Here is a 12,750-nt window from a genome sequence, read left to right as displayed (position 1 = left end):
TCGCTTCCGGTTTTTGCTCCGGCTCCGGCTCCGGCTCCGGCTCCGGCTTTGGCTTGGCTTGGCTTTGAGCATTTGATTTCACCCGAGCCGTAAAGCGAGCCGAGCATCGCAGGGCGGCGGGGCCGTAGAGCAGCCCATGTCTGAGCGCAGCGAGTTTGGGCTGCGTGCCCTGTCGACCGAGAAGCGCAGTGGCCCGCCGCGGCTGTATCGCGGCGGATCGCGTCCGGCGAAGACGGTTTTGCTTACTTTTGCCAAGACAAAAGTGAGCCGCGCGACAGCGCGGAAGCTCTGTTCCTGCTTTACCCACGTTGCGGGTCAATGAAGGATTCCGAAAGCATGGCAAGTGCAGAGCTTTCGCACGCGCCGCGTGCGAGTTCCTTTTTGAAGGACCAAAAAGGAACCAAAAAGTCCTTTCGCCGGACGCGAGCCGATGCGATGGAGTCGCATCGGTTCCCTGCGCTCCTCGCCTGACGCGGCACGGCGCCCAAACTCGCTGCGCTCAGACATGGGCGCCTCTACGGCCGCGTCATGCTGCGGTGCTCGGCTCGCTTTACGGCTCGATTGAGATCAAAAGCCGAAGCTCAAAGCCACGGCCACGGCCACGGCCACAGCCACAGCCACAGCCACAGCCACAGCCACAGCCACGGCCACAGCCACATCCACAGCCAAAAGCCGCTGCCAAGCCCAAGCCCAAGCCGGAGCCGAAGGTTGAAACGACGAGCGCTGGGTCGTCAAAGAACAGCAACTTCAGACCGGACCGCTGCACCCCGCGCGGCTACGCCGCGTTGAACGCGTGCTTGAGCGCCTCGATCAGTCCGCTGTTGTCGACCAGCCGCGTCATCACGATCTCCACGAACACGCCGATCATCAACAGGAGGATCGCCGTCGCGAGCCAGGCCTTGATCGGCATCGTCAGCGCGAACACGTTGAGCTGCGGCGCGTAGCGGTTGACCAGGCCGAAGGACAGGTCGATGACCAGCAGGATCACCATCGCCGGCGCCGCGATCAGCAGCATCGCGGTCATCAGATAGCCGAACTGGCCGACGAACAGGGCCATCCCGCTCATTCGCAGATCCGGAAAAAAGCTCATGACCGGCCAGACCGTATAGCTGGTCATCAACAGCTCGAGGAAGACCAGGAAGGCGCCGCTGGCCATGAACAGCCAGGTGGAGAACTGCGACAGGAACTCGCCGTGCAACGATGTCTGGTGACCCTGGATGGGATCGAAGATCTGCGCCATCGACATGCCCACCTGGGTGTCGATGATCACGCCGGCCGAGCTGATGGCCCAGAACACGATGCCGTAGCAAAAGCCGATCGAGATGCCGATGAAGGTTTCCTTGATCACGATCGCCGACCAGTGCGCAGTCCCGGCGGCTTCGATCGGCGGCGCGCCGGCAAGCGCGATCGGAATGGCGACGATCGCCAGGCTGACCATGAAACTGTTGCGCACCATCGCCGGGACCGTCTCGGTGGTCAGCAGCGGCAGCATCAGGAACGCACCGGCGATGCGCGGCAAGGTCAGCGCGAGCGCCAGCATGGGGTTGCTGCCGAAGTCCATCAGCGCCGCACGAGGCCGGGGAAATCGATGAAGATGCGATCGGCGAACACGTACAGCGTGCCGCCCATCAGCGAGGCGGTCACGAACAGCGTGATCACCACCGCGAGCAGCTTGAGCGCGTAGGGAAACGTCTGCTCCTGCAGCTGGGTGGCCGCCTGCAGGAAGGCAACGACGAGGCCGACAAGGGCGGCCGCTGCGACCGGCGGCCCGGAGAGCAACAGCACCAGCCACAACGCTTCCTTGGTGAACTCCAGGACATCGCTCATCCGGCGACTCCATAGGTCAGCACCAGGCCGTGGACCAGCTTCGCCCAGCCGTCGATCAGCACGAACAGCAGCAGCTTGAAGGGCAGCGACACGGTGGTGGGCGAGAGCATCATCATGCCGAGCGCGAGCAGGATGTTGGCCACCACCAGATCGATGATCAGGAATGGCAGGAAGATCAGGAAGCCGATCTGGAAGGCGGCGGTGAGTTCGCTGACGGTGAAGGCGGGCACGATGACGATGAAGTCGTCGGGGGTCAGGCCGGCCCGGCGCTCCGGCGGCAACATGCGTTGCACGCTACGCAGGAAGAACGCGCGTTCGGCATCGCTGGAGTGCTGGATCAGGAACGTGCGCAACGGCTCCTTGCCCGCGTCGATCATCAGCAGCATGCGATTGGTGTCGAAGCTTCCGCTCAATGCCGCCGGCGCAGCCTGCGTGCTGCCGGGGCGGGTGACCTCTTCGGCCAGACCCTGCGGCTGCGCATCGTCCTGCGGTGCACGCGGATCATTGCTCGACCCGCCACGCACAGCGGAGAACATCGGGTCGACCGCTTCGCCGCCGTTGCGTGCCTGCGCTTCGGCGGCCAGCGCGTCGGCCGCTGCCGGGCTCGCCGCTGCCGGCGCTTCGGCAGGGTCCGCGGCGGGGGGGGCAGGCCGCACCTCGATGGGCCGCCCTTCGCGGACGGCCTGCGCCTGTGCGCGGGCATCGATCTGGCGCTGCACCGAGGCCGGCGGTGGCCGGCCCTCGAGACGGGCCTGCACGGCTTCGTTGACGTCGAGGATCACCGGGTACATCACGTAGATCGACAGCACGATCGCCAGGCCGTTGATGACCACGTTCGGCGGCACCTGCTGCAGGCCGAGTGCGTTGCGCAGCAGGCTGAGCACCACGACGATCTTGGTGAACGAAGTCACCATCACGGCCACGAACGGCGCCAGCGCAAGGCTGACCACCGTCACCAGGACGAGTGCAGGCGAGAACGTGCTGAAATCCATGCCTCAGCTCCAGGACAGCAGGCGGACGCCCAGCGTGTCGCCGACCGCGACCAGTTCGCCCTGGCCCGTCACCTGGCCATTGACGCGGATCGTGACGTTGGCGCCTTCGAGATGCGCAGGCAGCGCGAACACGTAACCGGGCTGCAGGGCTGCGATGTCGGAGAGCCGGAGTTCGAGCTTGCCGACTTCGAACTCGATCTCGACCGGCAGGCGACCCGTCGGGTCTTCTGCGGCGGGCGCTTCGTCCGTCGTCGGGGTGTCGGTCGCGTCGGTTTCGCTCATGCGGGGCATCTCCTGGAAACGGGGGTGGGGGGCGGCGGGGCCGTCGATGCGCCATCCGTCCGGCCCGGCACGCACCGGCCAGCGCAGGCCGGCGGCGTGGGCATGCAAGGGCGGCAGGCGAACGTGACCGACCACCACGACATCGCCCGGGCGCAGGCTGCGGACATCGGCGACGGTGAGCGGCGGTGCAGGAATCGCCACGGTCGCGATCACGGGCAGCTGGCGCCATGCGCCCGGATCGACCGGCACACGCGGCCCGGCGTCGGCTCGGGAGAGCAGGTCCTGCAGCCAGGTCGCCGGTGCGCGCAGGCTGCCGTGCACCGCGGCGGCGCCATCGGGCGAGGCGATGTCCAGGTCCATCCAGACCACGTCCGCGGCCGGGGGCGGCGGCGCGTCGGGCAGCGGCAACAACGAGGTGCCGAGCGCATCGCTGATCTGCACCAGCGTCGCCTCGTGGGCGAGGCTCCAGGCCAGCACGCGCGCGCGGCCGTCGCGATCCTGCCAGTGCAGGGCGTCGCCGTCGGCGGCGGGATGCGAGGCCAGACGCAGGCCCAGGCGGGTGCCGTCGGCATCGAGTTCGAAGACGCCGGCGTCCGTTCCATCCGGCCGCGGTGCGCGTCCGGCGCGAAGACGCAGGGTGCCGGCCGGGGTGACCCATTGCCGCGGGCGCCCATGCAGCTGGCGCAGGGTGTCGGCCTGGACCGGCGAGAGCCGCGGCAGGCGCTCGCGCAGCGGCGTAGGACCGGCACGCCCCGTCATCGCGTCAGCCATGGCCCAACGCCACCTTCATCAGTTCGGGGAGCGATCGCACGCCCAGTTTGCTCATCATGTTGGCCCGATGCAGTTCGACGGTCTTGATGCTGATGCCGAGGATGTCGGCAATGATCTTGTTGGGTTTGCTGGCCACCACGAGATCGAGCACCTGCCGCTCGCGCGGGCTCAGCTTCGCCAGCACGGCGCCCTGCGGCGACCCGGCCTGCACGCGTTCCCGGCTCAGGGCGGTGCGGAGCGCGCCGATCAGGGCGTCGTCGCTGAAGGGCTTTTCGAGGAAGTTCGACGCGCCCTTGCGCATTGCCTCGACCGCCAGCGGCACGTCGCCATGTGCGGTCACGAACACCAGCGGGAGGGTCGAGCCGCGCCGCAGCAGTTCGTCCTGCAGCTGCAGACCACTCATTTCCGGCATGCGGATGTCCGACACCAGGCATTCGCCATCCCCGTGCCGGGTGTTGTCGAACAGGGTCAGGAACGCGGCGCCGGATGCGAATGCCCGCACCTCGAAGCCAGCGGTCTCCAGCAGCCAGGCGGTGGAATCGCGGAAGCCGTCGTTGTCGTCGACGAGATAGATGCACGTGGTCGCGGGCATGCTCACATCCTCCTGTCGGGCGTCGGCAGCGTGAAGCCGAACACACTACCGCCGCCGTCCCGGGCTTCGAAGAACAGGCGGCCCTCGTGGTACTCGATGATCGACCGGCAGATCGCCAGCCCGATCCCGAGTCCATCCGATTTGGTCGTGTAGAACGGCGAGAACAGTTGTTCGCTTTCCGCCTGGCTCAGGCCTGGCCCGCGGTCGCAGACGCGTACCTCGACGTCGCCGTCGAGGTTCACGCGGGCCTCGATGCGCAGGCCACGCTGCGCGGCAGGCACTTCGCGCATGGCTTCGATCGCGTTCTTGACCAGGTTCAGCAGGACCTGTTCGACCATGACGCGATCCGCGTAGACCGCCGGCAGCCCACCCGCGAGCGCCAGTTCCACCCGCAGCTGCATCCGTTCGGCCTCCAGCCGCAACAGTTCGAGCACCGTGTCCACGATCAGCGGCAGGTCCTGCGCATCGCGCCTGGGCTCCCGCGCCCGGACGAATTCGCGCACCCGCGCGATCACCGCGCTGGCATGTTCGGCCTGGGTGCGTGCGGCCATCAGGGCACGTTCCACCTGCACCGGGCCGCCGGCCTGCGAGACCAGGCGCAGGCTGCCGTTGAGGTAGTTCACGATCGCCGCCAGCGGCTGGTTGAGTTCGTGGGCAAGCGTTGCCGCCATCTCCCCGACCGACATCATCCGCGAGGTGAAAAGCAGTTTCTCCTGCTGCGATCTGTGCGAGTCGAGCGCTTCGATGCGCTCGCTGATGTCGACCGCGGTGAGCAGTGACAGCGCACGGTCCCCGCAATCGAGCTCACGCCAGTGCAACGCGTACCAGCGGCCGCTGCCGGGTGCGCGGATTTCCTGGCCACGCGCGTCGCCACTGAGCTCGCCATACAGCGTGGCCAGCAGGGCGTCGCGCTGGGCATGGCCGGGCAGCGTGCCGAGGTCGGCCTCGAACCGGCTGTTGCCGGCGACCAGCGCGCCGGTCGCCCGGTCGAAGGCCGCGCAGGCGAACGGTACCGCCTCGAGGACCTCGTTCAACGCCCGCGCAGCCTCTGTGGCGGGCCTGGCGGGGGCGCGCGCGGCGCCGGGACGACGAGAACCGGGGGATGGCGTCATGCGCTGCGCGACATCGGTTCGCTGCTAACGTGGCGGCGCACCGCCCGGGTGCCCTTGCTCCGAGTCCCCATGGTCCACGCACGCTCGTCCCGCTTCTGCTTCCCTCTGGCCGCTGCCGCCGTCATGGCCCCTGGACTCGCGCTGGCCGGCGTCGCTCCCGCCGCGGCCGCGCCAACACCCGGTGATTCATTCATTGGCGAATTGCTTGCCATCCTGATTCCGCTGGTACTGATCATCGCGGGCCTGCTCTTCCTGCTGCGTCTTCTGCGTCGGCGTTACGGCTTGTCGGGCAGTGATGCCCCGTTGTCGGTGGTGCAGATCCTGCCCGTTGGACCCCGCGAACGCCTCGTACTGGTGAAATCCCGGGGCGGCCGTGTCTTCGCGATCGGCGTGGGCGCCCATTCAGTGAATTTCGTCACCGATATGGCCCCTGAAGATCTGCAAACCCCTGTTTCATCCACTGCTGCTGCGTCCCCTGAACTGCCGGTCAATATCGACGGACATCGTTAAATCGCTGTGAGCCTGACGCTGCAGTCCGGAGACTTGCGGCGGCCGTCTTCACCCCGGCAGCACAGTTTGATCGGATCGTGGTTGCAACATTGGTTTGACCTGTTCATAACATAGCCCGGCTATCGTACAGGGGCACAATGTGACGCACGAGGTCAGGGGCAAGATGCGCCGAATGGACACCAGCAGGTGTGGGACCCCCGGTTCCCGCGCGTTTCCCGGTTCGGGAAGCGACGCAGGGACGCCATGGCGCCAGCCCGACCTGACGGTGCCCGGATGAGGGCGTTACTCGCCACGCTGACCGGGGCTCCCGCCGGCGCCGCCCCCCGCGCCAAGCTCGGTTACAGCGATGTGGTCCTCGCCTTCGCGGCGGTGACGATCATCAGCGTGATGATCCTGCCGCTGCCGCTCGTGATCCTCGACACGCTGGTCGCGGTCAACATCTCGATCGGCTTCGGCCTGCTCCTGCTGGGCATCTACATTCCGACGCCGGTGGCGTTCTCCAGCTTCCCCAGCGTGCTGCTGCTGACCACGCTGTTCCGGCTGGCCATCTCGATCGCGATCACCCGCTCGATCCTGCTGCACGCCGAGGGCGGCCACATCGTCGAGACCTTCGGCAACCTGGTCGCCGGCGGCAACCTGGTGGTCGGCATGGTGGTGTTCCTCATCATCACCGTCGTGCAGTTCATCGTCATCGCCAAGGGCGCCGAGCGCGTCGCCGAAGTCGCCGCCCGCTTCACCCTCGATGCGATGCCGGGCAAGCAGCTGTCGATCGACTCCGATCTGCGCGCAGGCCTGATCGACAAGGACGAAGCGCGCCGCAAGCGCCGCCTGCTTGAGACCGAAAGCCAGCTGCACGGCTCGCTCGACGGCGCAATGAAGTTCGTCAAGGGCGACGCCATCGCCGGCATCGTCATCATCCTGATCAACCTGCTCGGCGGCCTCGCGATCGGCGTGCTCCAGCGCGGCATGCCGCTGGCCGAGGCGACCCACGTCTACAGCATCCTGACCATCGGCGATGGCCTGGTGTCGCAGATCCCGGCGATCCTCGCCACGATCGCGGCCGGCCTCATCGTCACGCGCACCACGGGCGAGATCGACGACCGCCATCTGGGAGACGCGATCACGCGGCAGGTCTCGGGCCAGCCGCGGGTGATCCTGATCACCGGCATCCTCGCGCTGCTGATGACGCTGATTCCCGGCTTTCCCTGGGCGGTCTTTCTCGTGCTCGGCGTGGGACTGCTCACCTTCAGCGCCTATCACTACCGCCACCAGTTCGAACTGCTGCGCCGCGCGTTCCGTGTCACCGACGAAGAGGTGGTGGCGGACGCACAGCAGTCGATGGAACGCGACGACCTGGCGCCTCCGCCGCCGCTGCAACTGCAGGTATCGCCACTGCTGGCGCAGACGCTCGGCGGCCACAACCTCGAAGCGCGGGTCGTCGATGTGGCGCAGCGTCTGCGCGAGGAATACGGCGTGCCGGTGCCGGTGCCATCGCTGCGCATCGTGCCGACGCTCGGCGAAGACGAATACCGTCTCACCGCGTTCGGCGCGCGCATCGCAACGGGTCGTCTGCGCAGCGATGCCGTGCTGGAACCGCAGCCCGACACCGCAGCGAACGCCTCGAAGCTGGCCGGGTTCTATCCCGCGGTGGTCGCCGGCGAATGGGTACAGACGCCGAGTGAGAGCACTCAGGCGCCGCTTGACGTTCTGGGCAACCACGCAGCGGCGGCGATCCGTCGGCGCATGGGCGGTTTCCTGGGGATCCAGGAAACGTCGAACCTGTTTGCGAAGATGCAGCGCGACTATCCCGACCTGGTCAAGGAGATGTTGCGTGTCGTCGCCCCGCAGCGCGTCGCGGACGTGCTGCGCCGCCTCTCCGAAGAAGGCGTGCCGGTGCGCAATCTGCGCGATGCGTTCGAAGCGATCACCGACGTGGGTGGGCGCGAGAAGGATGTGGTCCTGTTGACCGAGTACGTGCGCGTCGCGCTCAAGCGTGAAATCGCGGATCGCTATTCAGACGATGAGCGCACCCTGCATGTACTGTTGATCCATCCGGAACTCGAGGACAAGTTGCGGCAATCGGTCCGCGTGGCGGGCGGTGCCAGCCAACTTGCAATCTCCCCTGAGCTGGCCGGACGCCTGGGCAACGAGGTGCGCGCGCACCTGGCCCGTCAGGCGCCCGGGGTCAAGCCGGTGCTGTTGTGTTCGCTGGACGTGCGAAGGCACCTGCGCAAGCTCATGGAGGTCGACTTCTTCGACCTGCCGGTGCTTTCTTACCAGGAACTCGCGCCGGACCTGCGCATCGTGCAGGCGGGGCAGATCAATGCGTAGTCGAGCCGCTTCAAACAGGCGCCAGCGCTTCGCGAATGCCGTCGAGTCGGCAGGTGCCGCGCAGGCGAAGAGAGGACTGTCATGACCGAGCACCAAACCACGGCGCACAACGTGCTGCGCATCGTCGACGGACTGCATGCCGGTGCGAGCCGCGTGCTGGCGTCCGAGGAGATGATTCTTGTCGGCAGCGGCGATGATTGCGACATCGTGCTGGCCGACGATGGCGTGGCCGCCCACCACGCGCTGGTGAGCCTGGTCGGTGGACGCTTCCTGGTGCGGGCGCTCGATGCGCCGGTGAAGATCGGCGCGCAGGCGATTGACCCGGGCGATCCCGTGGAGCTGTCCGCGGTCCAGCCGATCCACATCGGCGAGGCGGTGATCGCGTTCGGCCGCGAGGATGACCCGGCGTGGGATGCGTTCGTCACCGTCTTCGCCCCCGACGACGAGGCCCAGCCGCCGCGCAGCGCGTTCGTGCGCAAGCTGCCCTGGATCGCCGGGGCCGCAGCGCTTTCGCTGGCTTCGCTGGCGATTTTCGCCGCCGTACTGCCGGCACCCGACAACAGCGCGGAGCAGCGCGACCGGTTGACCGCGCTTCTGGATGAGCATCGTGTGGCCAATGTGCAGATCAGTGACGCCGCGAACGGTCGCGCCACGGTGACCGGCGCCGTCGACGACAGCGCAACACTGGAGCGGCTGCGCAATCAGGTGCGCGCCGAGAACATCGACGCCACGCTGCAGATCCGCACCGGCGAGAACATCGCCAGCGATGTCGCCGAGATGTTTCGCGGCCATTCGATTCCGGTGCAGGCGCGCTACGTCGGCAATGGCGATGTGGAAGTGGTCGGCGAGTTCAAGGATGGCGCCGAAATCGAACGGATCGCCTGGTCGCGTGCGGTGGCCGACATCCCGGGCGTCCAGCGCATCGTGCCGCGAACCCCGGGCGGTGCGATTCCGGCCGACGAACTCGAGCAGGCGAATGAGCCGCCCGAGGTCCACATCGTCTCCATCGTGCGCGGCGCCAACCCGCATCTGCTGGCGTCGGACGGGACGCGGTTCGTGCCGGGGGAAAAGATTCCCGGGAAGGGCGAGCTCATTTCGATCGGCGAGTTCGCTCACGTGCTGAGCGCCGACGGTCAGTTGACCAAGGTCATCCCGGGCCCGCCACCTGTAGCCGAGGCGCCTGCGGCGGCGGACGGTGACGCGGGAGATGACGGCGTGGACCCGCGGTTCGCGGCGGTCGTCTCGAACGTCAATGCCGGTGACCGGGTTGCGCGAACGCCGGCTGCCGAAGGTGCGGCGACGACGCGTCACTAGATTCCATGCGGCCGATCGGTGCCGCGCATCCTGCAACATTCCAAGTCAGGTAGTCGAAAGGAGTACTTCGCATGACCACCATCAACAACGACACGATCGGCAACTTCATCGGCCGCGCTTCCATGCACAACGACACCGGCGTGCGTGGCAACAGCAGGGCCGGCGGCAGCTCTTCGAGCTGGTACGAGGCGATGTCGCGCGCCTGGGGCCAGACCCTCGACCAGCAGGCGACCAAGATCACCGAGCTGTCCAATGTCATCGGACAGGGCGGCGATCAACCGTCGAACGTTGTCCAGCTCACTGCCGAAAGCCTGCGCATGCAGTTTCTGTCCAACAATGCCTCGACCTCGCAGAACAGCGTCGGCCAGGCGCTCGAGACCCTGGGTCGCAAGCAGTAAGCGGCGTCCGCAGTCCACACGAGCAAGGAGAACATCATGGTCGACGCAATCCAGGCCGCAGGGCTTGAAGCCGCGGCACAGGGGGCAACAGGAGCCGGCGCCAACTCGCCGGTGGCGGCCGCCTACGAAGTCGGGCAGTTCGCGCAGGCGATGGATCGCGCGGGCAGCGCCCCGGCGGCGGCGAACGCATCGCAGGGCGTTGCCGGCGTCGGTGCTTCCGAGCCGTCCGAAGGCGTACGCATGCTGATGTCCGCGATGGACAACCTCAATGGTGGCGCGCAGAGCATCAACGATCTCGCCAAGACGATGAGCCAGAACACCGGTGAACTGACTCCGGGGCAGGTCATCGAGATGACGATGAAGTCGCATCACTTCCTGTTCCAGTGCGAAATGACCTCGAACGTGGCCAACCGCACGTCCGACGGCATCCAGCAGCTGTTCCGCCAGCAGTCCTGATGAGCGAGGTGACAGGCATGCCCGCATCGATTCGACACGTTTCCAAACGATGGCCTGCCTGGATGGGCGTGTTGCTCGCCTGCATGCTGCTCGCCGGCTGCGGCGGAACCGCGCTCTACAGCTCGGTCGACGAGCGCCAGGCCAACGAGATGATGGGGGCCCTCATCGGGTCCGGTATCCAGGCGCAGAAGAAGCCCGCCGCGAGCAAGGTCGGCTGGGACGTGTTCGTGGCCGACAGCGACATGCCGCAGGCAATGGACGTGCTTCGGGCCCGGGGCCTGCCGCGGGAGAACTTCCAGAACCTCGGCGACATTTTCAAGAAGGAGGGTTTCGCGTCCTCGGCCACCGACGAGCGCGGCCGCTACCTGCATGCCCTGCAGCAGGAGATCACCCAGACCCTGTCGATGCTGCCGGGCGTTGCCCAGGCCCGCGTGCACCTGGCCTTGCCGGAGCGCGATCCGCTGGGCGGCGCCACCGGCAAGACCTCGGCGGCGGTCTGGATCTTCGAGCAGCCCGGCGCCAACGTCCGCGACCGCGAGGCCGACATCAAGATCGTCGTCAAGGACGGCGTCGAAGGCCTGACCGACATCAACCAGGTCTCGGTGAAGTTCGTCTCCATGCCGGCGCCCGCCGAGACCGCGCAGTCCGGCGGCACCGCGATGGCGCTGTCTGGGGCCAGCCCGGTGGCGATCGTCATCGCGGCGCTCGTCGTGGCGTTGCTTGGCGTTGCATTCGCGTTCGCAGGGCGGCTGAAGGCGCGCAAGCCCGTGTCGGCGGACAAGGCCGCCCCGGCGCGCTGGCAGGGCTGACCATGTCGCTGGAGGCGCTGCTCGCCGGGGTTGATCCGCGCTGGCACGACGCCAAGGCGGATGCGCTCGATGCCGGCCTGCTCGAGCGTGCACGCGGGAGCCGGTTGGGCCGGCGCCTCCTGGTCGGTGCTCTGCAGGCGGGGCCCGCAGCGCATCTGCTGGCGCCCTCGCCCAACGGTTTTGCAGGGTTGATCGAGCGCTGGAGTCCGGTGCGTCTGGCCGCGCTCCACCGCGATCTCGGTGTGCTCGCCTATGCGCCGGCCATCCGCGCCGAGGTCAGCCGGGATGCGGTGAAGCGGCTCAAGACACAGCTGGCGGGCAGCTACCTGCTTGCGCTCGACCGCAGCATCTGGGACGCACGGGTCGATCCCGCGCTCCAGGCCAGCTTGTGCGCCGCGCTGACAGATGCGCTCGCAAGCGCGTCGCCTCCACAGCGGTTGTTCGACCTGCTCGAACTCCAAGGGCGCGCCGAACTGCAGGCCTGGGCCGCGCAGCGCGAACCCGCGCTGGCCGACTGGGCCCGTCTCATCCATCCCCCCACGGAGCTGCCGACTGCGCACCTCCCCGAAAAGCCGCTGCTGGTCGTGCATGCGCACCATTACAGTCGCGCGATCGCTGCCTGAAGTCTGGAGACCGTATGTCGAGTTCCGAAGCCACCGCTCCAATCTCCAGCGTCGCGCGGCCAGCCCGCGCGGTGTCGGTATTCGAGCGTCGGCAGTTCGATCGCGGCCTGTCCGCGCCGATCGTCCGCGCCGCCGAATGGCAATCGCTGGAGGACCTCGACACATTGCTCGCCCGTGTGAACACGCTGTATCAGGAGGCTGAAGCCGAGGTACAGAAAGCCCGGGAGCAGGGCTATGCGGAAGGCTTTGCCGAAGGTCTCGAGCGCGTCAAGCAGCAGATGACCGAACAGCTCGCCTCGCTCAACGAGCGACGCGCCCGCGTGCTCGGCGAAGCGGTCGGACGCATCGGTGATCTGGCATGCGCGATCGTGGCCCGCATCGCCCCCGGTTTCGACGCGTCCCAGGTCGTGCCCGCGCTGGTGATGCGTGCAGTCGAATCGGCGCAGGCCGAACAGTTCCTGATGATCCGCGTCCATCCCGATGCCCGCGCCGGCGTCGCCCAGGGCCTCGGTGCAGTGCGCCAGGCCCACCCGGGCGTGGGCGTCATCGAACTGGTCGACGATGAAAGCCTCGACCCGCTGAGCTGTGTGGTCGTGTCCGAGGCGGGAGAGGTCCGTGCGGGCGTGAGTCAGCAGATCGAAGCGATCCGCGCGGCACTGGCGCAGGCAAGCGCTGCGGCGGGCGCATGAGTCCCGATCCGCGACTGTCGCTGCTCGACGATCCAGGTGCCACG

The 12,750-nt window shown here is 67.5% G+C and carries 14 protein-coding genes; 8 read left to right on the top strand and 6 right to left on the bottom strand.

What is annotated here, in order from left to right:
* Positions 1 to 775: 775 nt before the first annotated feature.
* From sctT to CNR27_RS01700, 6 genes are read right to left on the bottom strand one after another with little or no spacing between them, the layout of a single operon-like run.
* Positions 776 to 1,561: a type III secretion system export apparatus subunit SctT gene (sctT, locus tag CNR27_RS01730; RefSeq protein WP_096296652.1), complete on the bottom strand. Its 786-nt coding sequence runs from the start codon at positions 1,559 to 1,561 to the stop codon at positions 776 to 778.
* Positions 1,561 to 1,827, bottom strand: a complete 267-nt coding sequence (gene sctS / locus CNR27_RS01725) for a type III secretion system export apparatus subunit SctS (RefSeq protein ID WP_096296651.1) — start codon at positions 1,825 to 1,827, stop codon at positions 1,561 to 1,563. The genes sctT and sctS overlap by 1 nt, the downstream gene beginning before the upstream one ends.
* Entirely contained in the window at positions 1,824 to 2,819 is a 996-nt protein-coding gene (locus CNR27_RS15795) for an EscR/YscR/HrcR family type III secretion system export apparatus protein (protein ID WP_281253064.1), read from the bottom strand. The genes sctS and CNR27_RS15795 overlap by 4 nt, the downstream gene beginning before the upstream one ends.
* Positions 2,820 to 2,822: 3 nt before the next feature.
* Entirely contained in the window at positions 2,823 to 3,872 is a 1,050-nt protein-coding gene (gene sctQ, locus CNR27_RS01710; protein WP_096296650.1) for a type III secretion system cytoplasmic ring protein SctQ, read from the bottom strand.
* Complete coding sequence (locus CNR27_RS15790; RefSeq protein ID WP_157745190.1) at positions 3,865 to 4,464, bottom strand: response regulator transcription factor; 600 nt, start codon at positions 4,462 to 4,464, stop codon at positions 3,865 to 3,867. Before CNR27_RS15790 ends, sctQ begins: the two co-directional genes overlap by 8 nt.
* 2 nt (positions 4,465 to 4,466) lie before the next feature.
* A complete protein-coding gene (locus tag CNR27_RS01700; protein WP_179948210.1) occupies positions 4,467 to 5,498 on the bottom strand; it encodes a sensor histidine kinase in 1,032 nt (343 codons plus the stop codon).
* Positions 5,499 to 5,645: 147 nt separating this feature from the next.
* On the opposite strand from CNR27_RS01700, the gene CNR27_RS15120 reads away from it, so the two are divergent.
* The 8 genes from CNR27_RS15120 (at position 5,646) to CNR27_RS01660 (ending at position 12,706) form a co-directional block, all read left to right on the top strand.
* Positions 5,646 to 6,086, top strand: coding sequence for a flagellar biosynthetic protein FliO (locus CNR27_RS15120; protein ID WP_157745188.1), 441 nt, complete (start codon positions 5,646 to 5,648; stop codon positions 6,084 to 6,086).
* 273 nt (positions 6,087 to 6,359) lie between these two features.
* The gene (gene sctV / locus CNR27_RS01690; protein WP_096296647.1) at positions 6,360 to 8,417 is read left to right on the top strand and encodes a type III secretion system export apparatus subunit SctV; all 2,058 of its coding nucleotides are present in this window, start codon (positions 6,360 to 6,362) and stop codon (positions 8,415 to 8,417) included.
* A gap of 81 nt (positions 8,418 to 8,498) precedes the next feature.
* A complete protein-coding gene (locus CNR27_RS01685; protein ID WP_096296646.1) occupies positions 8,499 to 9,731 on the top strand; it encodes an FHA domain-containing protein in 1,233 nt (410 codons plus the stop codon).
* Between the two features lie 71 nt (positions 9,732 to 9,802).
* Complete coding sequence (locus tag CNR27_RS01680) at positions 9,803 to 10,129, top strand: hypothetical protein (RefSeq protein ID WP_222843117.1); 327 nt, start codon at positions 9,803 to 9,805, stop codon at positions 10,127 to 10,129.
* Between the two features lie 36 nt (positions 10,130 to 10,165).
* Positions 10,166 to 10,585, top strand: a complete 420-nt coding sequence (locus CNR27_RS01675; RefSeq protein ID WP_096296645.1) for a hypothetical protein — start codon at positions 10,166 to 10,168, stop codon at positions 10,583 to 10,585.
* A gap of 62 nt (positions 10,586 to 10,647) precedes the next feature.
* Positions 10,648 to 11,394, top strand: a complete 747-nt coding sequence (locus CNR27_RS01670; RefSeq protein WP_158613494.1) for an EscJ/YscJ/HrcJ family type III secretion inner membrane ring protein — start codon at positions 10,648 to 10,650, stop codon at positions 11,392 to 11,394.
* A 2-nt stretch (positions 11,395 to 11,396) separates the two neighbouring features.
* Positions 11,397 to 12,017, top strand: a complete 621-nt coding sequence (locus CNR27_RS01665; protein ID WP_096296643.1) for a hypothetical protein — start codon at positions 11,397 to 11,399, stop codon at positions 12,015 to 12,017.
* A gap of 14 nt (positions 12,018 to 12,031) precedes the next feature.
* Positions 12,032 to 12,706, top strand: a complete 675-nt coding sequence (locus CNR27_RS01660) for a FliH/SctL family protein (protein WP_096296642.1) — start codon at positions 12,032 to 12,034, stop codon at positions 12,704 to 12,706.
* Positions 12,707 to 12,750: the final 44 nt, after the last annotated feature.

Origin of the sequence: Luteimonas chenhongjianii (assembly GCF_002327105.1) — a bacterium.
Classification (GTDB): Bacteria; Pseudomonadota; Gammaproteobacteria; order Xanthomonadales; family Xanthomonadaceae; genus Luteimonas; species Luteimonas chenhongjianii.
This window is presented reverse-complemented; position numbering and strand designations above follow the sequence as displayed.